This window comes from Methylotuvimicrobium alcaliphilum 20Z (assembly GCF_000968535.2).
GTDB lineage: Bacteria > Pseudomonadota > Gammaproteobacteria > Methylococcales > Methylomonadaceae > Methylotuvimicrobium > Methylotuvimicrobium alcaliphilum.
On sequence record NC_016112.1, the window covers coordinates 150,475 to 172,661 of the forward strand.

At 48.8% G+C, this 22,187-nt stretch carries 22 protein-coding genes; 9 read left to right on the plus strand and 13 right to left on the minus strand.

From position 1 onward, the window contains the following. The first annotated feature begins 1 nt into the window (after position 1). Positions 2-913 carry an acetylglutamate kinase gene (gene argB / locus MEALZ_RS00695; protein ID WP_014146652.1) on the plus strand — a complete coding sequence of 304 codons (912 nt, stop codon included), beginning with the start codon at positions 2-4 and terminating at the stop codon, positions 911-913. On the opposite strand, the gene MEALZ_RS00700 is transcribed toward argB, so the two are convergent. The 3 genes from MEALZ_RS00700 to proC form a co-directional block, all read right to left on the minus strand. Beyond that, positions 893-1,900 (minus strand): DUF4124 domain-containing protein, encoded by a 1,008-nt coding sequence (locus MEALZ_RS00700; protein WP_014146653.1) that lies wholly within the window; start codon positions 1,898-1,900, stop codon positions 893-895. The two genes, argB and MEALZ_RS00700, sit on opposite strands and share 21 nt — an antisense overlap. A gap of 396 nt (positions 1,901-2,296) precedes the next feature. After that, positions 2,297-2,872, minus strand: coding sequence for a YggT family protein (locus tag MEALZ_RS00705; protein ID WP_014146654.1), 576 nt, complete (start codon positions 2,870-2,872; stop codon positions 2,297-2,299). After that, positions 2,872-3,699 carry a pyrroline-5-carboxylate reductase gene (gene proC, locus MEALZ_RS00710; RefSeq protein WP_014146655.1) on the minus strand — a complete coding sequence of 276 codons (828 nt, stop codon included), beginning with the start codon at positions 3,697-3,699 and terminating at the stop codon, positions 2,872-2,874. The genes MEALZ_RS00705 and proC overlap by 1 nt, the downstream gene beginning before the upstream one ends. A 179-nt stretch (positions 3,700-3,878) precedes the next feature. Here proC and MEALZ_RS00715 point away from each other — a divergent pair, with 179 nt between their 5' ends. From MEALZ_RS00715 to MEALZ_RS00745, 7 genes are all read left to right on the plus strand, one after another. Beyond that, on the plus strand, positions 3,879-4,871 hold the full coding sequence (locus MEALZ_RS00715; protein ID WP_014146656.1) for a spore photoproduct lyase family protein: 993 nt from the start codon (positions 3,879-3,881) through the stop codon (positions 4,869-4,871). Then, positions 4,859-5,575, plus strand: coding sequence for an SDR family oxidoreductase (locus MEALZ_RS00720; RefSeq protein ID WP_014146657.1), 717 nt, complete (start codon positions 4,859-4,861; stop codon positions 5,573-5,575). The genes MEALZ_RS00715 and MEALZ_RS00720 overlap by 13 nt, the downstream gene beginning before the upstream one ends. A 243-nt stretch (positions 5,576-5,818) precedes the next feature. Further along, positions 5,819-6,355, plus strand: a complete 537-nt coding sequence (locus MEALZ_RS00725) for a disulfide bond formation protein B (RefSeq protein WP_014146658.1) — start codon at positions 5,819-5,821, stop codon at positions 6,353-6,355. A gap of 73 nt (positions 6,356-6,428) precedes the next feature. After that, positions 6,429-7,226 (plus strand): class I SAM-dependent methyltransferase, encoded by a 798-nt coding sequence (locus MEALZ_RS00730; protein WP_046061295.1) that lies wholly within the window; start codon positions 6,429-6,431, stop codon positions 7,224-7,226. Between the two features lie 365 nt (positions 7,227-7,591). Next, positions 7,592-9,784 (plus strand): primosomal protein N', encoded by a 2,193-nt coding sequence (locus MEALZ_RS00735; protein ID WP_223842333.1) that lies wholly within the window; start codon positions 7,592-7,594, stop codon positions 9,782-9,784. Between the two features lie 130 nt (positions 9,785-9,914). Next, a complete protein-coding gene (gene argS / locus MEALZ_RS00740; RefSeq protein WP_014146661.1) occupies positions 9,915-11,675 on the plus strand; it encodes an arginine--tRNA ligase in 1,761 nt (586 codons plus the stop codon). A gap of 1 nt (position 11,676) precedes the next feature. Continuing rightward, positions 11,677-12,270 (plus strand): SPOR domain-containing protein, encoded by a 594-nt coding sequence (locus MEALZ_RS00745; protein ID WP_014146662.1) that lies wholly within the window; start codon positions 11,677-11,679, stop codon positions 12,268-12,270. Between the two features lie 342 nt (positions 12,271-12,612). Here MEALZ_RS00745 and MEALZ_RS23600 read toward each other — a convergent pair whose 3' ends face one another. The 8 genes from MEALZ_RS23600 to trpE all read right to left on the minus strand — a co-directional run bounded on the left by MEALZ_RS23600 (position 12,613) and on the right by trpE (position 18,446). Then, the gene (locus tag MEALZ_RS23600) at positions 12,613-12,951 is read right to left on the minus strand and encodes a DUF4276 family protein (RefSeq protein WP_048481303.1); all 339 of its coding nucleotides are present in this window, start codon (positions 12,949-12,951) and stop codon (positions 12,613-12,615) included. Beyond that, on the minus strand, positions 12,914-13,297 hold the full coding sequence (locus MEALZ_RS23605; RefSeq protein ID WP_048481304.1) for a DUF4276 family protein: 384 nt from the start codon (positions 13,295-13,297) through the stop codon (positions 12,914-12,916). Before MEALZ_RS23605 ends, MEALZ_RS23600 begins: the two co-directional genes overlap by 38 nt. Further along, a complete protein-coding gene (locus tag MEALZ_RS23280) occupies positions 13,294-13,830 on the minus strand; it encodes an AAA family ATPase (RefSeq protein WP_223842334.1) in 537 nt (178 codons plus the stop codon). The genes MEALZ_RS23605 and MEALZ_RS23280 overlap by 4 nt, the downstream gene beginning before the upstream one ends. 234 nt (positions 13,831-14,064) lie before the next feature. Continuing rightward, complete coding sequence (locus MEALZ_RS23285) at positions 14,065-14,394, minus strand: AAA family ATPase (RefSeq protein ID WP_223842335.1); 330 nt, start codon at positions 14,392-14,394, stop codon at positions 14,065-14,067. Positions 14,395-14,448: 54 nt separating this feature from the next. Continuing rightward, on the minus strand, positions 14,449-15,252 hold the full coding sequence (gene trpC, locus MEALZ_RS00760; protein WP_014146663.1) for an indole-3-glycerol phosphate synthase TrpC: 804 nt from the start codon (positions 15,250-15,252) through the stop codon (positions 14,449-14,451). Continuing rightward, entirely contained in the window at positions 15,249-16,283 is a 1,035-nt protein-coding gene (trpD, locus tag MEALZ_RS00765) for an anthranilate phosphoribosyltransferase (RefSeq protein WP_014146664.1), read from the minus strand. Before trpD ends, trpC begins: the two co-directional genes overlap by 4 nt. A gap of 88 nt (positions 16,284-16,371) precedes the next feature. After that, entirely contained in the window at positions 16,372-16,962 is a 591-nt protein-coding gene (locus MEALZ_RS00770; RefSeq protein ID WP_014146665.1) for an anthranilate synthase component II, read from the minus strand. Beyond that, positions 16,959-18,446, minus strand: a complete 1,488-nt coding sequence (gene trpE / locus MEALZ_RS00775; protein ID WP_046061296.1) for an anthranilate synthase component I — start codon at positions 18,444-18,446, stop codon at positions 16,959-16,961. The genes MEALZ_RS00770 and trpE overlap by 4 nt, the downstream gene beginning before the upstream one ends. A 447-nt stretch (positions 18,447-18,893) precedes the next feature. On the opposite strand from trpE, the gene MEALZ_RS00780 reads away from it, so the two are divergent. Then, positions 18,894-19,766, plus strand: coding sequence for a fumarylacetoacetate hydrolase family protein (locus MEALZ_RS00780; RefSeq protein ID WP_014146667.1), 873 nt, complete (start codon positions 18,894-18,896; stop codon positions 19,764-19,766). A gap of 8 nt (positions 19,767-19,774) precedes the next feature. On the opposite strand, the gene MEALZ_RS00785 is transcribed toward MEALZ_RS00780, so the two are convergent. Both MEALZ_RS00785 and MEALZ_RS00790 read right to left on the minus strand, forming a co-directional pair. Then, the gene (locus MEALZ_RS00785) at positions 19,775-21,229 is read right to left on the minus strand and encodes an ATP-binding protein (protein ID WP_014146668.1); all 1,455 of its coding nucleotides are present in this window, start codon (positions 21,227-21,229) and stop codon (positions 19,775-19,777) included. Continuing rightward, a complete protein-coding gene (locus MEALZ_RS00790) occupies positions 21,229-21,888 on the minus strand; it encodes a response regulator (RefSeq protein ID WP_014146669.1) in 660 nt (219 codons plus the stop codon). Before MEALZ_RS00790 ends, MEALZ_RS00785 begins: the two co-directional genes overlap by 1 nt. Positions 21,889-22,187: the final 299 nt, after the last annotated feature.

Below are 22,187 nucleotides of genomic sequence, written 5' to 3' on the forward strand. Positions count from 1 at the left end.
AATGGATAAAGAATACATGAAAAACAAAGCCGCGCATCAGATTGCGCACGTTCTGATCGAAGCCTTACCTTATATTCGCCGTTTTAAAGATAAAACGGTCGTCGTCAAATACGGCGGCAATGCGATGATCGATGAATCGCTAAAAAACAGTTTTGCGCAAGATATTGTCATGATGAAACTGGTCGGTTTAAACCCCATCGTCGTACATGGCGGCGGCCCTCAAATAGGGGACTTACTGAAACGGCTCGGAAAAACCTCAGAGTTTATTGACGGCATGCGTGTGACCGACAGCGAAACGATGGATGTTGTTGAAATGGTATTGGGCGGCTTGGTGAACAAAGAGATCGTTAATCTGATAAACCGGCATGGCGGCAAAGCGGTGGGCTTGACCGGTAAGGACGGCGACTTTATTCGCGCCAACAAGATCAAAATGAAAAAAAATGCGATCGAAGTGCAAGAGCCTGAAATCATCGATTTAGGTCATGTGGGAGAGGTCAGTAGTATCGATCCGGCGGTACTGTCGATGTTGAATCACAGTGATTTTATTCCAGTGATTGCTCCGATCGGCGTGGGCGACGATGGGCATTCCTATAATATCAATGCCGATTTGGTCGCCGGCAAGGTTGCAGAAGTCTTGAAAGCCGAAAAATTGATTTTGTTGACCAATACCGCAGGCATTCTCGATAAGCAACAAAATTTGCTGACCGGTCTCTCGTTAAAGGATGTAGACGACTTGATTGAGGACGGTACGATTTCCGGCGGTATGATACCGAAAACCCGCTGCGCAACCGATGCGCTGAAAGGAGGGGTCTCTAGCGTCCATATCATCGACGGGCGCGTCGAGCATGCAGTATTGTTGGAGCTGTTTACCGACCAGGGAGTGGGGACCTTATTATTCAGTCGACCGAGATAAGGCGTCGTTAATATAAGGTCTAAACGCGGACCGGATATCGCTGACTCGCTGACTCGCGCATAACTCGCGGCCTAATGAAGAGTCTCGGCAACGAATATCGAGAAAAAGTTGATAGTCGACATCGCTAATCGCGATTTTTGATAATGATAAGCTTAAGTCGGAATCTTTAGATGGCGAGCGGGTCATGATCAACTTGTCGGTGTCGATATCCGGGCCGGTCGTTGAATGAAAAGTGACGAAAGTTCGAGCAATTTCCCACGCCTGGTTACATTGATGATCGTTCTCGCAATAAAACAATCCTAATTCGTTGGCTTCCTTAATGCTAGGAATTTTATGTTGTTTCGGTTGCGTATCGGTCCTGGATTGAGTCAAAAATAAATAGCGCTCGACGTCGGCATCGTCTTCTTTTTTTACTTGGTTCAACGTTTCCATTTGTCGACTGATCGCTATTTCGGTTTGTTGAATTTGCTCTTGGGTCGACCGGATATCCTTCAGTAACGACTCGGGGACGCGTTGAGCATTTCTTTCGAATGCTGCGGCTTTTCTTTGTTGTCCGGATAGCTGACTCTTGAGCCGGTTTAAGTTGCCTTCCGTCGCCCTGATTTGTGCTTCCATAGTGCGAGTCTTATTTTTGATCGACAACAATAAATCGTCTATGTTGCGGAAAGTGCTTAGTAAAACCCTATCATAGGTTTGTTGTTTTTGAATGATTTTTTCCTGCGCCTCACGAAGCTCGTTAAGTCTTTGATCCAATTCTAGCTCTTCTTTTGTTTTGGCTTTTTCAATGACATCGATTACCCTGCCTCGCTGATTTAACGCTTCGCGGCGATGCTTTGCGTGTTCCGGCGGGACTTGGTCTGAAAAATAAGTATTGCCTTGGTCGTCAACCCAGCGGTACATTTTTTTTGCATGGATCGAGGGCACATGACATAGAAGTAGTGTGACTGCGGCAATGTTAAGGTATTTTCGTAGTAAGGCAATCGGCATAGGCGGCTACAGCAACAGCTGATCAAAAGGAAAATAAGACAATTTTTATTATATACTCATCGTAGATGAAAATTCGGCCTCGGGGTGCCCATTAAAGGACGCCGTGAACCCAGCACCTAAATTATCCAACGCAATTAATCATGGCCATTGAGTTATGGAATTTAGGTGCTGGGTGAATACGTCCATGTAGGCTCTATGCCAGCTCCATGCTGGCAAAGCCTTTATCGAGCACCCCGAGGCCTCCTCCGGTACTGCCGAAATTTGAAGTGCGAAAGGTATATTTACGACCAAATCCATAACCGTTTGCATTACGATTTATTAATTCCGAACTCGTTGGCCGGAAATTTTCGATCAAAAGGGAGCAGGATCGTCTGTCATGTTGCCAACAAAACCATCTCAACCAATCAGGCCGGCTAATTGATGCAAAGGCGGCAAAATGACCATTTTAGCCAGTTGCAATAACACCAGTGCGGCCAGGGGCGATAAATCGACGCCGCCGATATCGGGGATGAATTTACGGCAAGTATCGAGCAGCGGCTCGGTCAAGCTATGTAATATCGACGAGGCGGCATCGAAAGCGCCGGGGTTGACCCAACTTAGAATCGCCCGGGCAAATATCGCAAAAATGAAGATATTGAACAGCAACGAAACCAGTTGCGTAAACGATAAAACAATCAATGCGCCAACGCTGATCATGATACCTTTCAAAATCAAGATCGAAAAATCGGCCAGCATCTGCAAAACCATGACCAAAACCAACGACGACGTATCGATTTGACCGATCGGCGGAATAAAGCGGCGCATGACTCGAAGCGGCGGATGCGTGATTTTGATCAAAAACTGCGAGATCGGATTATAGTATTCGGCATCACACCACTGCAGTAGGAAGCGCAGCATGACGGCAAGGATATATAACGAAAATACCGTATCGATCAAAAAAATGACAGGATTGGACATATAGTTCGAATCCATTATTGTTCTCCCAATTGTTTGGACATCTCGATCGAGCGGTCATGCGCGGCTTGAATGGCCTTGGCGACCAACTCTCGGAATCCTCCTTGTTCGAAAGCTTTGATTGCTTGTTCGGTGGTGCCGCCCGGCGAAGAGACCCGTTTGCGCAATTGTTCGGGGGACTCGTTCGATTCGAGCGCGATTTTAGCGGCGCCGAGCGCGGTTTGTTGAATCAGCAAGCGTGCCGTATGTTCCTGCATGCCCATTGACAATGCGGCTTGTTCCATCGCTTCCATCAGCAAAAAGTAATAGGCCGGGCCGCTGCCCGATACCGCAGTAACCGCATCGAGTTCCGATTCTTTATCGACCCATAACGCAACGCCGACCGAGCGTAGAATATTTTCAGCCAAGTCGCGCTGTTCGTCGTCGACATTCGCATTGGCATGTAAACCGGTTGCGCCGGTCAACACCAAGGACGGGGTATTTGGCATGCAGCGCACGACAGCGACTTCGGCGCCCAGCCAGCGGCTCAGACTCTCTTGAGCGATGCCGGCGGCGATCGAAACGACCAACGGGCGCTTTTTCCGTATGCTGGCCGCGCAGTTTTCCGCGACTTCACGTAGTACCTGTGGCTTGATTGCCAGCACGACGACGTCGACTTCCTCGATGACGGCTTCATTGGCAACGGAAATATTAATATTTAAATTGTTTGCCAGCGTTTTAAGGACGTCTTGATTGATATCCGAGACCCATATTTGAGATGGCGAGTGACCGCTGGCAATCAAACCCGTGATGAGACTGGAGGCCATATTGCCGCCTCCGATAAATCCGATTTTTTTCGTTTTCATAATGTTGAGATATGGTTTAAAAGGTTACGTTATTTTAATCCGATATGGGGATTGTGTCAGAAATCGCAAGGCCTGGGTAGAGTTTGTTCATATCTTAAGGAGTTGGGTATTTTCATAGAAAAGGGGGGGCGTGTATCGAAGCGCTGACATGACTTTATGGTTTGCGTTAAACTTTATAAATGATACAAACCCTCTATATCGAAGAAGCGATTCGTAATCACCCACGTGTCGAACAAATATGCGCTAGGTTTCCAAAAGCGCAAATAATCGGCTGCGGACGATTCGGCGAAGTATTTAATCCGAAGGCGCAAAACTTCCGCTTACAAAAACAGCAGCCGGCACTGATTTTGGCTGAAAAGTATCGGCGGTTTGTATTAGAGGCTCCGGCCGGCTACGGCATAGGCGCCGGAAAAAATTATTATTTTTCGCACATGCTCAACTGCCTGTATGATTGCCGCTATTGTTTTTTACAGGGCATGTACCAGTCGGCTCACTATGTCTTGTTTGTCAATTACGAGGATTTCCAGAGTGATATCAAGCAAATTTGCGCGGAAAATCCCAATGAGCGGCTCTATTTTTTTTCGGGTTACGATTGCGACAGCTTGGCATTGGAACCGGTTACCGGTTTTGTCGAAGAGTTCCTGCCTGTCTTTGCCGGCCTAGACAATGCCTGGTTAGAGTTGAGAACAAAAAGTACACAGGTTAGGGGCCTATTAGACCGAGAACCTTTAGCGCGCTGCATCGTTGCCTTCAGTTTATCGCCGGAAGCGATTGCGGCCAAGGTTGAGGCAGGCGCTCCGTCCGTGGCAAAACGGATAGAAGCAATGGCCAAACTACAAGCGCAAGGTTGGCCTTTGGGCTTACGTTTCGATCCGTTGATCTATACCGACGATTTTCGGCGGCATTACCGGCAATTGTTCGAACAGGTTTTCAAGCGCATCGATCCGGAGAACTTGCATTCGGTTAGCTTAGGCGTTTTTCGATTGCCGGAGAACAATTACAAAAAAATGCATAAACTGTATCCGGAAGAAAAACTTTTCGCGGGACCATTGAGCAATCAGCAGGGCATGGTGTCTTATCACCAGGATTTAGAGCAGGAGATGATGGACTTTTGTAGCGAGCAGTTGTTGACCTACATATCCGAGGATAAGTTTTTTCCATGCCGTTTGTGAACAGAACGATCCTGGTGACTGGTGCCAGTTCCGGAATCGGACGAGCGGTGGCTAGAAAATTATTAAGCGAAGGTCATCATGTGCTTGGCGTATCGCGCGATGCCGATCGTTTTCAAACGTCGATGCCGAATTTTACGGCGGTGCAAATGGATTTGAGTCATTTGACGGGTTTGGCAGATCAAGCGACCCAGTTGAGCAAGGATCATCCTGAAATCGATGCCGCGGTTTTTTGTGCCGGTGCGGGCCGCTTCGGTTCGTTGGAAGAGTTTTCGTTTGCCGCGATCGAAGCATTGATGACGGTTAATTTTACCGGGCAGGCGTTTGTAACGCGCGCATTATTGCCGGGATTGAAAAAACAAGCGCGGGGCGATTTGATTTTCATCGGCTCGGAAGCGGCGCTCAAGGGGAGCCGCAAAGGCGCGGTATACTGCGCGAGTAAATTCGCCGTGCGCGGATTTACTCAGGCGCTACGCGAAGAATGTTCGAAAAGCCGAGTTAGGATTGCGCTGATCAATCCGGGCATGGTCAATACGCCGTTTTTCGAGACCTTGTCCTTCGAGCCCGGCGGCGAGGCCGGACAAGCTATCGAGCCCGAAGATGTTGCCGATGCGGTGCTGTATATTCTGCATTCGAATGCTAACATCGTCGTCGATGAAATTAACTTAAGCCCGCTGAATAAAGTGGTTAAATTCAAAAAAACGTGAATGATTTGCTATTCAAATAAAAAGCATTTTGACTACGAAGCACACGAAAATTTAGTAATAAACGTAATTATTCAGCATAAGTCATGTATGAGAAGGTGTCTGGGATTGATTTATAAGGCTGTCTGCAACAGGACGTTGCAGTCAGAGCTTACAGGGATGTATTCACGCGTCCTTAGAAATCAATGCCTGACACCAACCTACCGCATGCGCTGAATAGTTACCAATAAACAAGGCATCAAGGCTATGATTCATGACTTATTCTTGCAAGCCGCATCGCGGCCGCGCATTTGGTTTTTTCTCGGCGCTGCCGGCTGTGCGTTTTTATTGGCGATGGGTGTGTATTTTCAGTTCGTCGATGGCCTCGAGCCTTGTCCGTTGTGTATCTCTCAACGCATCGCGATTGCGGCGACCGGCGTTGTGTTCTTGATTGCGGCGACACATAACCCGACCGGAGTCGGCAGAAAAGCTTATGCAGTCATTGGTGCTATTGTGGCATTGGCAGGCGCGTCGATTTCGATGCGTCATGTCTGGATACAAAATTTGCCGCCCGACCAAGTGCCTGAATGCGGGCCTGGCTTGGAGTATGTCTTCGAAAATTTTCCATTGACTGATACTATCAAACTGATGCTCAGCGGAACCGGAGAATGTGCCGAAATCGATTGGAGTCTGTTCGGCATTAGCATGCCAGGCTGGACGTTGGTTGCCTTTTTGATGTTGGCTGCCTGGAGTCTCGTGCAGTTTTGGGAATGGCGGATAATTTCAGTGAGCCGTGAGCGGTAAACGAATGGGCTTCGATTATAGTGATTTTGCGGGCCGACAAGCCTGTGGTGTTGATTTAGATGGGGATAGTGTAATGAAAAAAGTGATTGTATTACTCAGTTTGGTTTTGTGCGCGGCTACGGCGACCGCCGAAACGTCGGCGTTGAGGCAAGCGATCGACGGGGCGCATCGTTCGGCCGAAAACAAAGCCCGTGATGCTTACCGTCATCCCGAACAGACCTTGTCGTTTTTTGATGTCGGCGAGTCGATGACGGTTGTCGAAATCTGGCCGGGCGCAGGTTGGTATACCGAAATTTTGGCGCCTTATCTGAAAAATAAAGGCAAGCTCTATGCCGCACATTTCTCAAAAGATGCAAAAGTTCCCTATTTTCAAATGACATTACAGGCTTTTGTCGAGAAAATGAAGCAACAGCCCGAGGTCTACGGTAAGGTTGAATTGACTGTTTTGCAACCGCCCGAATCTGTCGAGATAGCGCCTGAAGGTTCTGCCGATCGCGTGCTGACCTTCCGGAACGTGCATAACTGGATCAAGGCCGGTCAAGCCGATACGGTATTCGCTGCGATGTTCAAAGCGCTGAAACCGGGGGGAGTTCTCGGTGTGGTGGAACATAGAAGCTTGCCTGGTGCCGCGATCGAAACACAGGTGCAATCGGGCTATGTCGACGAGAGCCATGTTATCGAACTGGCCGAAAAAGCCGGATTCAAGTTGCGGGACCGCTCCGAAATCAATGCCAATCCAAAAGACGCTAAAGATCATCCGGCCGGTGTCTGGACTTTGCCGCCTACACTACGTTTGAATGAGAAGGACAGAGCCAAGTATTTAGCGATCGGCGAAAGCGACCGTATGACGTTGAAGTTTGTCAAGCCATGAAATTAACGGATTTTAATGTTTATACACAATCCAGAAATTTAATTGATCGAGTTCTCGGCGGTATTGCTAATGCTATGCTTTATTAGCAAGCCATTGATATTTTGAGAATTAACAAGCCGATTAATGATTGGTCAAATCTAAAAAATCGAATAAAAATCGTTATTCAGGACAAGTATCAACGGGATATGCACAGAGTTATCCACAGCTTATGTGGATATCTTTAATAAACTCTTAAATCATATTTGTTCTCATCCCCCCTATCATTCCCAGGCTCTGCGTGGGAGCGATAATTGCCGAAAGACTGAATAGTTACCTTAAATCACATGGCAATAACAAACGAAATGGTTCGGTGAGTGCGAAGCCATTTGTACATCCTCAAAGTTGCGATTCCGGTACCGGTTTATCGTTTGTTCGATTATTTGCCGCCGCTGGATCTCGATCCGAAAACCCTAAAACCGGGTATTAGACTAACAGTACCGTTCGGCAAGGGCCAAAAAACCGCTTTTTTGATTGGAATCGATTCAAACAGCGAAGTACTTAGCGCTAAACTCAAGCGGATTGAGGCCGTCTTGGATGAACGGCCTTTGTTGTCGGATCGTGACTTGAGTCTGTTGCATTGGGCCGCGCGTTATTATCATCATCCGTTGGGCGAGGTATTTAGCGCCGCTTTTCCCGTTGCGCTCAGGCAAGGTAAGCCGGCTACGATTAAAGCAGAAAAATTTTATGTATTGACCGAAAAAGGCCGCTTATTAAATCCTGAGCAACTCAGGCGTGCACCGAAACAACAACAGTTGTTATACCAATTGCAAACGGAGCGAGACGCGGTGCCGGCATCGCGCTTGAATGCGATTCTCGAAAATTGGCGACCGGCAGCCAAAGCGCTGCAAGATAAGCAGCTACTCAGGTTAGAAGGGGCCGCCGCCAACGCCACGACTCATTTGACATTTAATTCGCAGCTGCACCCGAATCCATTGCAGCAGGAAGCCATCGAACAAGTCGTTTGTGCTTTGAGCCGCTTCGAAGTCTTTTTATTGGAAGGCGTGACCGGCAGCGGCAAGACCGAAGTCTATATGCAGGTGATCCGCTCGGTACTCGAGCGTGGGCTGCAAGTGTTGGTTTTGTTGCCCGAAATTACGCTGACTCCGCAGTTAGAGCAGCGCTTCCGGCAGCGTTTTGCCGTGCCGATTACGGTGTCGCATTCCAAGTTGACCGATATACAGCGTCAACAAGCCTGGCTCGGTATGCAACGCGGCGATTATGCTATCATGCTCGGTACGCGCTCGGCATTATTCACGCCGCTGGCAAGACCGGGGTTGATCATTCTCGATGAGGAACATGACGCGTCGTTCAAACAGCAGGAGGGGTTCCGGTTTTCGGCGCGCGATGTCGCAGTGGTGCGCGGCAAACTGCTTAATGTTCCCGTCTTGTTAGGTACGGCGACGCCGTCGTTGGAAAGCGTTTATAATGTCGAGCAAGGCCGTTATCGGTTATTACATTTGACCGAAAGGGCCGGGAATGCCGCCCCGCCTAAAATGTTGCTTTTGGATATTCGCAATAAACGCATGCAGGAAGGTTTGTCGGAGTCGTTGATCGCCGAAATGCACAAGACGCTGGCTAAAAATGAGCAGGTATTATTGTTCCTTAATCGGCGAGGGTTTGCCCCAACTTTGATCTGTCACGGTTGCGGTTGGGTGGCGCGTTGCCGGCGCTGCGAAGCGAATATGGTCGTGCATTACGACGAGTCTCTGTTGCGCTGCCACCATTGCGGTAGCGAACAGCGCTTGTTGCCACAATGTCCCGAGTGTGAGACCGGTCAGTTGACACCGCTTGGCCTCGGTACCGAGCGGGTCGAAAAAGCCCTAGCGCAATTGTTCCCGGGACGAAGCGTCATTCGTCTGGATCGTGATACCACTCAACGTAAAGGCGTGTTGGAAGACGCTCTCGATCGTATTAACCGGGGGGAGGTCGATATCGTTCTCGGTACACAGATGCTGGCGAAAGGTCATCATTTTCCGAATGTAACTCTGGTCGTGATGCTCGAGGTCGACAGCGGTTTGTTCAGCATCGATTTCCATGCCTCGGAAAAACTGGCGCAAATGATCGTACAGGTATCGGGCCGCGCCGGACGTGCGGAAAAACCCGGGCGGGTGATATTGCAGACTCGAAAGCCCGATCATCCGTTGTTGACCACATTGATCAAGGAAGGTTATGGCCGCTTCGCCCGTTCCGCACTAGCCGAACGACGATTGGCTGAGTTGCCGCCCTACAGTTTTCAAGCATTGTTGCGTGTCGAAGCCACAGATTCCGCCGCTCCTCTGCAATTTTTCGAGCAACTAATGCAAGCCGTCGAGCCGAATCGAACGGTACGAATGTTGGGCCCGGTGCCGGCGCCAATGTCCCGGCGCGCCGGTCGGTATCGCTATCAATTGTTGCTACAAAGCGCGACTAGGCCCGAATTGCATCGCTTCCTGGATAAACTAATGCCGCTTATAGCGGGACTTAAATTAACCCGAAAAGTGCGTTGGTCGCTCGATGTCGATCCGGTGGATTTGTATTAACGTCGCGGGCATGTCCAAATACAGCGAAAACGCCCAAACCGGGGATTGCTGCAACATAAATCTGCATTGTATAAGCGGTTAACTTTCATGGATAATATCCAGTTGTTTTTCACCTAAATTCGCGGAAGTCATGAAACAAAAATTAGAGGCCCTAATCCTGCAAGCCATTGATGTCTTAAAAAAAGACGGAATCCTGGATGGGGGCGTAAGCCCTAAATTTACGATAGAACATGCCCGTGATGCACAGCATGGCGATTTTGCGACCAACATTGCAATGATGCTGGCAAAGCCCGCCAAGTCTAACCCCAGAGCGTTGGCCGAAAAAATCGTCGCGGCATTACCGGTCGATAGCGCCGTTGCTCGGGTTGAAATCGCAGGCCCCGGTTTCATCAATTTTTTCATTGACCCGAATGCGCAATATAAAATCATTCAAAAAATTCATGATGATGGGTCGCAATTCGGCTTGAGCCGCGCCGGTGCCGGACAAAAGGTTCAAGTCGAATTCGTTTCGGCTAATCCGACCGGGCCCTTGCATGTCGGTCACGGACGCGGGGCGGCCTATGGTTCGGTGGTTGCCGATCTATTAGAAGCGGCCGGTTTTGAAGTACATCGCGAATATTATGTCAACGATGCCGGTCGGCAGATGGATATTTTGGCGACTAGTATCTGGTTGCGATATCTCGAAGAATGCGGCGAAATTATCCCGTTCCCGGTCAATGGTTATCGCGGCGAATATATTCGCGAAATCGCGGCCGAGATTCATAAAGCCTCAGGCAATGAATATCGAAGACCGGCCGAATTGCTGATCGAGAATATTCCGGTCGACGAGCCGCAGGGCGGTGACAAGGAGGCGCATATCGATGCGTTGATCGAAAGATCCAAGACCCTGTTGGGTTCGGGACTTTATCAGGACATCTTTCAAGCCGGGCTGAAAACGATCTTGCAGGATATTAAGGACGATCTCGCCGAGTTCGGCGTGAGTTATCAAGAATGGTTTTCCGAGCGCAAGCTGATGGAGAGCGGGGCGGTCGACGAAGCGTTAAACCGTTTGCAACAAGCCGGTTACCTTTACGAAAAAGACGGGGCGACCTGGTTCGCATCTAGTCGTTTGGGCGATGAAAAAGACCGCGTCGTCGTGCGCGAAAACGGTCAAGGCACTTATTTTGCCTCCGATATCGCTTATCATATGAACAAATGGCACCGGGGTTACGACCGCATTATCAACATTTGGGGGGCCGACCATCACGGTTACATTCCAAGGGTCAAGGCCGCGATGCAGGCGCTCGGCGCCGACGAATCGAAATTGACGGTATTGTTGGTGCAATTTGCGGTGTTGTACCGTGGCGAAGAAAAAGTGCAAATGTCGACCCGTTCCGGCGAATTCGTGACCTTAAGACAGTTGCGTAACGAAGTCGGTAAAGATGCTGCGCGCTTTTTCTATGTCATGCGCCGTTCGGAGCAGCACATGGATTTCGATTTGAAGCTCGCGACATCGCGAACCAACGAAAACCCGGTCTATTATGTGCAATACGCCTATGCGCGAATATGCAGTGTGTTTCGCCAGCTAGATGAAAAAAACTGGGCGCGCGACTTGCTCGACGGCATGAAGCATTTGGCGCTGCTGAGAGAGGAGCACGAGCAAAATCTGATCGGCACCTTGGCGCGTTACCCCGAAGTGCTGGAGCGCTCCGCCCTAAACTACGAGCCGCACCAGTTGATTCATTATCTGCGCGACTTGGCGACCGATTTTCATACTTATTACAATGCCCATCAGTTTCTGGTTGAGGACTCGGCATTGAGGAACGCGCGGCTAAACTTGATCTCCGCCGCAAAACAAGTCATGGCCAATGGCTTGGAGTTGTTGAAGGTCAATGCGCCTGAAGTGATGTAAGATGGCAAGAGACTATAAAAACAGGGGGCAACACCGGACCAAGCCGAAACCGAAAGCCGGTGTACCAGCTACCTGGTGGAATTGGTTGGTGCTCGTTCTCGTGATCGTGGTATTTCCGGTGTTATTGCTTAAATGGTGCGGGCCTACGCCGGAAAACAAGAGCTCGACAAAACAACAAACGCCTCCTAAACAAGTTGCCGGTCAAGTCAAAACATCAACAAAGACGAAATCGCCAAAGCCGGAAGCGATCGACGAGCCGCGCTTCGATTTTTATACGATATTACCGGAAAAAGAAGTCGTCGTGCCCGATTACGAGATCAAAACCCGGGTGCGCGAAGAACGGGTCGGCAAGGCTAAGGCAACTCAATATTTGCTGCAGGCAGGCTCGTTCAGAGAGTTTGCCGATGCTGACCGACTACGTGCTAAGTTAGCGCTAATGGGTATTGAGTCCCGCGTCGAGAAAGCCCAAGTCGGCGATGTGATTTGGAACCGCGTAAAAATGGGGCCGTACGAGCAGATGTCGAGCGTCACGACCATTAAGAACCGGCTTAAGGAAAACGGCATCGATGTGATGGTGACCGAAGTCAGTCATTGATTGGTGTGGGAGTAAATCGGGGATTGTCAGCTCAGTTGGTTTGTTCCCAAAAAATCCGGCATATCTAACAAGCATGCCCTGGGTCATTAGTTTATACCCATCGCAGATCAAAATTCGGCACCAGGGTGTCTGTCAAAGGACCCAGCCCCTAAATTAGTAAGACTATTAACCATGACCGATGGGCTATGGAATTTAGGGGCTGGGTGAATACATCCCTGTAGGCTCTATGCCAGCTCCATGCTGGCAAAGCCTTTGCCGCACACCCTGGCGCCTCCTCAGGCACTGCCGAAATTTGAAGTGCGAAAGGTATATTATAAAACCGACTGGGTTGAAGAAGTGGATTTAGGCCGAACATCTTATTTGATTTAATTTATGGTACCACTCGGCAAAGTGCGTACACTGTTCGCACAAATTATCAATGCCGATATTTTTAATCGCTAAGGAGCCATGCCGTATTTTACGGTATGAAGGTTTTTGCAAAATTCCATTAATCCGAGCCGATGGTTTAGTTTCATAACCGTCATTGATATGCTCAGGGGAACTAAACGAGTCACGGATGGCATTTAATTCTTTGAAGGCTTTTTCCCAAGACGTTTCTAATTCAATTAGCTTTGCTATGTCGGTAAACAGCAACCCTTCAAATTCATAAGGCTGTATATAGGGGGAAAAAACGCTCTGCATAGAGTTCGTTTTCCTTAACGACATCGGCTTTAAAAGCATCCTCAAGCCGGGCGACTCTTTGATGCACATCGCTAATTTTCCGGCCTTCCTCGTAAGATGGAAAGCCGTTATCCAGCGCATATAAATCGAAAAAAGTGGTAATAATGGTATCGGCTTCTTCTTTCAGGCAATTCAAGATAAATTTCTTGACGCGTTGATAATTTAACCCGCCGCCTTTATGGCCTTTTGATGTTGAAATCAAGCGCGCAGTTATATAGATTTGCCTGTGAGCAAAAATCGGGGCGATCACATCGCGAACGAAGGTTTCTTCGGTTTGGCCTTCACAAACTACATACATTCGTTTCATCGCGACGGTCTCCCGCCGATAATGTTTTGTTTCCATAATTCGCCAAGACTATAATCTTCCAGCCAGTCTTTTAGATTCTCTTCGTTTAGGCGTTTGAATGTAGATGCGTCCTTTACTCGGTCTACAACGATGATGTCGTTAGCCGAAAAATGCTCAATCAGCTCGACGGATTGTGTTGAAATGATTAGTTGCTTTTGCTCGGACGCCCTTTTGATTAAATCGGCGAGAATTGCAAGGGCATAGGGGTGTAAACCTAGCTCCGGCTCGTCGATCAATACGGTATCGCTCATCAACCGAAATGGCTGTAGTAACAGCGTGGCTAAACAGATGAACCTCAACGTGCCGTCCGATAAAACATGCGCTTTAAACGGCGTATCGGGATTGCCTAGCTCGAACCATTCAAGTTGAACATTATCGGCATCTTCTCGGTGTACGAAATCGGCGAAAAATGGCGCAACCAACCGAATCGTACTGACAATTTGCTGATAATTTTCAGGATAGACGCGTTTTAAGCGCATTAAAAAAGCGGCCAAGTTTGCGGCATCGGTTTTAAGTTTCAGATTGTCCGTTGCAGAATGAATCTGTTTAACCGTTGCGGTATCGCTGGTATCGTGAAAATGATAAACGCGCCAGCTTGCGATGGCAGGTTTGATATATTGCGCATACTTATCTGAGGAATTTTTAAGCGCTGCCTCGCTCTCTCCGAATTGAATGATTGAATCTGACGGAAAACGGGGAGAGCCGTCATAAGCTAAATAACCAGTGAATCAAAGTTTTTCGAAAGCAAAAATCAATCGATTGTCCAAAGTAGGCTTTAAGCTGAATTCATAGCCGTTTTGCGCAAAATAAAACTCCATATGAATAGACTTGGTTTTTTTTCGCCCGTAATGTAATAACGTATCCGGGCCACCGTTAGTTTGCACATAATCCTGCAAATTCCGGTCATACATATTTGCCAGAAATTTGAATACGGAAATAAAGTTACTTTTCCCCGCGCCATTTGCACCCAATAAAATGTTGAGGTTAGTCAGTTTAAAATTATCTAAATTTTTGATCGACTTGTAACCATTAATGGAAATGCTGTCTAACCTAGGCATGTTTAGGGTCTAATATTTCCAGAATTCGTATGGCCTCGAGCTTGAAAAACAAATCTACGGCAATTCAAACAATTCGCGCATTTTTTGTCCGGGGCTTGGCGCGCGCATGAAGGCTTCGCCGACCAGGAAGGCATAGATAGCGTTGTCGGTCATCAGCTTGACGTCTTCAGGCGTGTGAATGCCGCTTTCGGTAATGATAATGCGGTTCTCAGGGATTTGATCTTTCAAGTCCAGCGTCGTTTGCAGAGAGGTTTCGAAGGTTCTCAAGTTACGGTTGTTGATGCCGATCAGCGGCGTGTCGAGTGTTAGCGCGCGTTGCAATTCATCTGCGTCATGCACTTCGACTAGAACGTCCATGCCCAATTCCTTCGCGGTGTTCGCTAATTCGTGCATTTGTGCATCGTCGAGCGCGGCGACTATCAGCAAAATACAATCGGCGCCTAAGGCGCGCGCTTCGAAGACCTGGTAAGGGTCGATCATGAAATCCTTGCGCAGCACCGGCAGCGGGCAGCGTTCCCTGACCATTTGCAGATACACTTCGCTGCCTTGGAAATATTCCTTATCGGTCAGGACCGACAGGCAGGCGGCGCCGTTCATCGCATAATCTTGGCCGATTGCGACCGGATCGAAGTTTTCGCGGATCACGCCTTTGCTCGGCGAGGCTTTTTTGACTTCGGCGATGATCGCAGTTTTTTTTCCGGCAACCTTGCTCTGTAGCGCGGCGGCGAATCCGCGCGGGCTTTCGACGCCGCCTGCGATTTCACGCAGCATGTCGACCGTCGTGTTCAGCTTGCGGCGTGCGATTTCGTCGGCTTTGGTATCAAGGATTTTTTTTAGAATATCGGGAGTATCGGTCATGATGATTCGCTTGAAGTTAGCGCGTTGGAAAATTCGATGAATGTATTCAATTTCGCTTTTGCCATGCCACTTTCAATGGCTATTTGAGCTTTATGCACGCCGGAATGTAAGTTGTCGGTCAGGCCTGCCGCATAAATTGCCGCGCCGGCATTGAGCGCGACGATGTCTCGGGCAGGTCCCGGTTGATTGTCGAGTGCCGAATAAATCATAGCTAGGCTCTCTGCGGCACTATCGACCGCAAGCTCTTCCAGGTTGCCTCGTTTGAGACCGAATTGGACCGGTGTGATCGTGTAGCAATTGATGTTGCCGTTTTTCAATTCCGCCACCGAAGTCGATGAGGCAATGCTGATTTCATCGAGTCCGTCTTCTGCGCTGACCACGATGACATGCTGGCTGCCGAGTTTTTTTAGTACTTCGGTCATCGGCCGAACCCATTCCTTTGCATAGACGCCGATCAATTGATTCGGTGCCTTAGCCGGATTGGATAATGGACCTAATAGGTTGAATAGTGTCCGTACGCCCATTTCTTGGCGAGGTCCGACCGAATATTTCATTGCGCCGTGATGTTTCGGTGCGAACAAAAAACCGACGCCGACTTCATTGACGCAGCGGATGACTTGTTCGTGGCTTAAGTCCAGGTTGACACCGGCCGCTTCCAGCACGTCGGCACTGCCGGTGCGGCTGGAAACTGAACGATTGCCGTGTTTGGCGACTTTGCCTCCGGCTGCCGCAACGACGAAAGCGCTGGCCGTTGAAATATTGAATGTGTTTGCGCCATCACCGCCTGTGCCGCAGGTGTCCACGACATGCTCGCCGCAGATTTCGATGGTGTCGGCTAATTCTCGCATCACTTCGACAGCAGCGGCGATTTCCTCAATGGTTTCTCCTTTGCAGCGTAACGCAATCAAGAATGCGGCAATTTGTGCATCGGTCGCACCGCCGGTCATAATAATGCGCATCACGTCGCGCATTTGCTCGTGATTGAGATTATGCTTGGTCAGGAGAGCTTGCAGAGCTTGTTTGAGATCCATAGTGTTTGGCTAATATTCTCGTCGGTAGTTGGAAGTCGGATCAATGAATCGCGTATTTTGCGAATTTCACCGTAGGATGGGCTTTGTTTTATCTGTCCAAAAAGTTTCGCAGCAGATCGTGGCCGTGTTCAGTCAAGATCGATTCCGGATGAAACTGCACGCCTTCGATATCAAATATTTTATGGCGGACGCCCATGATTTCTTCGATATTGCCGGTTTCGTCCTGAGTCCACGCCGTGATTTCAAGACACTCCGGCAGCGTGGCTTGATCGATGACCAGAGAATGATAGCGCGTTGCGGTAAACGGGTTGTTCAGTCCTTTGAATACCCCAATATCGTTGTGATAAACCGGCGAGGTTTTGCCATGCATAATGCTTTTGGCATGGATGATGTTGCCTCCGAAAGCATGTCCAATACTTTGATGGCCGAGACACACGCCTAGAATCGGAAAACGGCCTGCGAATTTCAAGATCGCTTCGACCGAAACTCCGGCCTCGTTAGGTGTGCAAGGCCCCGGTGAAATGACGATTTTATCGGGCGCCAGACGTTCGATATCGGTCACGGTGACTTCGTCGTTGCGTACGACCGTTACATCGGCGCCGAGTTCGCCGAAATATTGCACCAGGTTATAAGTGAACGAGTCGTAATTATCGATCATAACCAGTTTGACGGCGCTCATGATTGTTCTCCTTCCAAGCCTGCCTCGGCCATGCTGACGGCTCGGAATACGGCCCGGCCTTTGTTCATCGTCTCTTCCCATTCGTTAATCGGCACCGAATCGTAAACGATGCCGGCACCCGCTTGAATGTGCAAGGTTTTATCCTTGATCACGGCGGTGCGGATCGCAATCGCGGTATCGAGATTGCCCGACCACGCGATATAACCGACCGCGCCCGAATAGACGCCGCGCTTGACCGGTTCCAGTTCATCGATGATTTCCATCGCGCGGATTTTTGGCGCGCCGCTAACCGTGCCGGCCGGGAATGTCGCAGCCAAGACATCGAAGGCGTTTTTGCCTTCTTGTAATTCTCCGGTGACGTTAGAGACGATATGCATGACATGCGAATAACGTTCGACGATCATTTTGTCGGTAAGTTGCACGGTGCCGGTACGCGAGACGCGACCGGCGTCGTTGCGGCCGAGATCGATCAACATCAAATGTTCGGCCAGTTCTTTCGGGTCGGCAAGCAGTTCCCTTTCCAGGTCAAGGTCTTGCTCGTGCGTCGCGCCGCGCGGGCGGGTTCCGGCGATCGGGCGAACCGTAACCGTGCCGTCTTCGAGGCGTACCAGGATCTCGGGCGACGAACCGACGATATGAAAATTCTCGAGATTTAGAAAATACATGTACGGCGAAGGATTCAGACAACGCAACGCGCGGTATAAATTAAGCGGCGAGGCGCTATACGGGATCGACAAGCGTTGCGACAGCACGACTTGCATGATATCGCCGTCGACAATATATTCTTTCGCTTTCAACACGGCCTGCTCGAAACCTTGCTGCGTGAAGCCGGAAACGAAATGCGATTCCTCGACTTGTTTCGGCGCTTTGTGAGTCTCGGAACGTGCTTTTTGTTCGCGTAGCCGGACTGCCAAATCGTCCAGGCGATTTACGGCGTCTTGGTAGGCATTGTCTTGCTCGGGGTCGGCATGAGTCAAGAGCAGCAGTTTTCCGGATAAATTATCGAAGACCAGTATTTCTTCGGACACCATTAGTAATATGTCGGGCGTGCCGAGCGGGTCCGGTTTGTTTGTCGACTTGAGTCGAGGTTCGATATAGCCGATGGTTTCATAGCCGAAATAACCGACTAGTCCGCCGTTAAAGCGTGGCGACCCTTCGATATCGGGGACTTTGTAACGATCTTTGAATGCTTCGATCCAGGCCAGCGGGTTTTCATGAATCAATATTTCAATGGCTTCGCCGTCTCGCTCAACTCGGATTTCATTGCCGATAACTTTAACGACAGTTCGACAAGGCAGGCCGATAATCGAATAGCGGCCCCACTGCTCGCCGCCGTGCACGGATTCGAATAAATACGAATAGGGACCGTCGGCCAGTTTTAGGTAAGCGCTGAGCGGCGTGTCCAAATCTGCGAGAATTTCCCGGCTGATCGGAATTCGGTTAAAGCCTTGCAGGGCATGCTGTTTAAATTGTTCGGGTGTCATTGTGGTTGTCAGCATAAGTTGATGACGCACGGACGGGTCTTAAAACGAAACCGTCCTTTCGCCGGTCGGCACATTATATATAAGAATAGGCGGCGCTTCTAAGGTAAAAGTGACGGTTTAGGATTTCGTGAAAAATAACTTCCTGAAGCTATAAGTTTTGTAGCAGGTTCGGTAACTCGCTTGACAGGACACCGTTAATACGTCCGTGTAGGCTTGACGGCGGCTTTCCCTGCCGCCGACACCTGCCAATCGAGTTACCGAACCTGCTTACCTTGCATTAAAAATAGGGAAGTTATTTATAACAAAATCCTTAGAGAATGCCGGGTTGAATTATGGTATCCGACTCATTTGTGGTTCATTGAATAGCCAAAACTAATGAAACGTATTTTCCTTATACCGGATCATTATAAAATTAATGTTTCATTACATAGTAGGATGAAGCAAGCGATGAAATTAATTACTTTTACGCATAATCGGCAAACGCGAATTGGCGCTGTCGTCGGCGATGAAATTGTCGACGGTTTCGGGGATAGTGCGCTTCCTTCCTTGATGATCGACTTTCTGAGTGCTGGAGAGTCGGCATTGGAGGCGTTGCAAAAACTCATCGATGCAGGCACGCACCGCCTGCCGGTTGCAGAGGTGAAAGTGCATGCACCGGTGCCGAGACCAGGGAAATATTTGGCGATCAGCCTCAATTATGCCGAACACATTGAAGAAACCGGCAAGGAAAAACCCGAATACCCGACATTTTTCAATAAGCAAACAACTTGTGTAATCGGTAGCGGTGAACCGATTCATCGGCCTAAGGTATCGGAAAAACTGGATTATGAGGGCGAGTTGGCTTTTGTAATAGGCCAGCGTTGCCGTCATGTGCCTCTGGAGCAAGCGCATCAAGTCATCGCAGGCTTCACGATTGCCAACGATGTGTCGGTTAGGGATTGGCAGGCCCGTTCGCCGACGATGACGCTGGGTAAGTCGTTCGATACACATGGCCCGCTCGGGCCATGGCTAGTCACGCCGGATGAAATCATCGATCCGCATAATTTGACGATCAAGACCTGGGTTAATGATGAATTACGGCAAAATTCCAATACTCGGCACATGATTTTTAATTGCTATCAAATGATTGCTTATTTGAGTCAAGTTATGACGCTCGAGCCTGGCGATGTCATTGCAACCGGCACGCCGTCAGGCGTCGGCGTTAAAATGAAACCGCGAGGTTATCTGAAGCCCGGGCAAACGGTTCGTATTGAAATCGAAGGTATTGGCGAGTTATGCAATTCAGTCGTCGAAGAGCCTAATGCTATCGAATGTCGATAAGCGATGCCTTATTTTTTTAGTTGGTGCCAAGCATAAGGCGGTTTGTTAAAAAAATCCGGATTGATGTTTGGGGCAACCGGGTATTCGGTTCGTGGGGTTGGAAAGAGTAACGCGATACTCAGGCCGCCAAAGCGGGATTTATTCATCTGTAATTCGGCATGATGCAAGACAGCGATTCTTTTTACCATCGATAAGCCGAGGCCGCTGCCTTGGGTATGGTTGGCGGTTTCAACGCAACGGTAAAAACGTTGATACGCATTTTCGAGTTGTTCGACCGGAATGCCCGGCCCCGAATCTTCGACACATAAACAAGGGCGGTTTCCTTGTGCGGTCAGGCTAATCAATATTTTGCCGCCTCTTGGCGTGTATTTGATTGCGTTATCGACGATATTTCTTATTAAGATATTGATGAGTAAGGAATTGACCATGACTAAACTGTCGGTGTCGTTATCAAAGCCCATGGTAATTTGTTTTTTATGGGCTTCCGGTTCCATTTCGGCAATGATTTGAATAATTTCATTGCTCAATTTGATCGGTTGTTTAGTCAAGTAACTGGGGTCCGATTCGATGCGCGAAAAAGTCAATAGCTGTTGTACTAGGCCGGTCATGCGTTTCACTGCTTGTTCAATACGGCTTAATGCTTGTTGTCTGACGCCATCGTCGGTTGTTTTTATCGCGACTTGGGCTTGAGTCAACAAACCTGCGAGTGGGGTTTTAAGTTCATGCGAAGCGTCGGCCGTAAAGCGCCGTTCGTTTTCGAAAGCCTTCTCAAGCTGAATGAATAAAGTGTTCAAGGCCTCGACTACCGGTATGATTTCAGTTGGAAGCCAGCGGGTCGATAGGGGTTTTAAGTAATTAGCCTCACGCTTCGCTAGTTGCCGTGCCAGGCGATTGACCGGTTTGAGCGAGCGGCCGACAATGATCCAAATGACCAGACCGAATAAAGGCAAGCTAATCAATAACGGTTTGATCAAATGATTGGCGATTTCGTCTTTCAATTCCTGACGGATATCGTCACGTTGACCGACATGAACGATATATTCGTCTTCATCATTGGAAACGCTGAAAACATGCCAGGTATGTCCCGCTACCTCGGTTTTGGTGTAGCCGTTTGTCGAATGCGACATCGGTTGCTTGGGTGCGGTTTGCGACCTTAAAATCAAGCCTTCGGTTTTATCGATCAATTGAAACGATATTTTTTTACGTAATTGCGTGAGTTGCTGGTCGGGTGGCGGCGTTTTTTCAGGGCTGTCCAAATCCCACAATTCATTCAGAGAGCCTTTATAGAGCAATTGTCCGACAAACGAATATAACGCTTGAGCCGATTGTTCGAGTTCGGCATTGAATAGTTTTACTACTTCGTCGCGTGTGACTTTATAACTAATATAAGCCGTAACGGCCCAGATGACTATCGTTGCCGAAAGCAATGCAAACAGCAGCACGCCTTTAAGTGAGTAACGCATTAATTCTCATCGAGTATGTAGCCGACGCCTCTGACTGTGCGGATGTAATCCGAGCCTAGCTTTTTGCGTAGATGGTGGATATGCACTTCGACAGTATTGCTTTCTATTTCAGAACCCCAGGAATATAAGGCTTCCTCGATACGCGCCTTGGAAACGACCTTACCGATATTATTCATTAAAAAATTTAAAATGCCGAATTCCTTTTGCGATAAATTAACCGGGGTGTTATGGATCGTGACGGTATGCGCGGCGGGATCTAGCACGATGCCTTTATGTTCGATTTGAGAGACGCTTCTTCCCGCTTGTCTTCTGGCTAGTGCTCGAAGGCGGGCGCAGACTTCCGATAAATCGAACGGTTTAACGACAAAGTCGTCGGCGCCGCTATCGAGTAAAGTAACTCGATCGTCGATACCGTCCCTTGCTGTTAAGATCAAGACCGGGGTTTCATCTTTTCGTTTTCTGATTTCGGAAAGTAGGTTTAAGCCGTCCATGCCCGGCAGATTAAGATCCATTACAATCAGTTCATAACTGTTGGATTTCAGTGCTTCATCTGCCTGCGTGCCGTTCCTAAGCCAATCGACCGCATAGCCTTCCATCGTTAGGCCGGCTTGTATGCCGTCGCCCAGAATTTCATCGTCTTCGACCAATAATAGCCGCATAGTGTTACCAATAATAATACGTTGATGTTCAATAAATAGTTTTAAATGCCTGAAAAAAAATCAATTCTTTGCCAGGCACCCCGGTGCCTCCTTAAACGCTGCCGAAATTTGAAGTGCGAAAGGTCTATTCTCAGACGATTTTGCGATTAAAAGAGAGTAAGACGTCAACTTTCCAAGCGTTTACCGTATTGCATAACATACTCTTTAAATTTAGCCGCATCAATTCGGAACGCAGTGTCTGTGAACGGTCTTGTTTTTCGCTTAATTATTGCTGCAGAACGTCGGAGTGTTAAACAAGA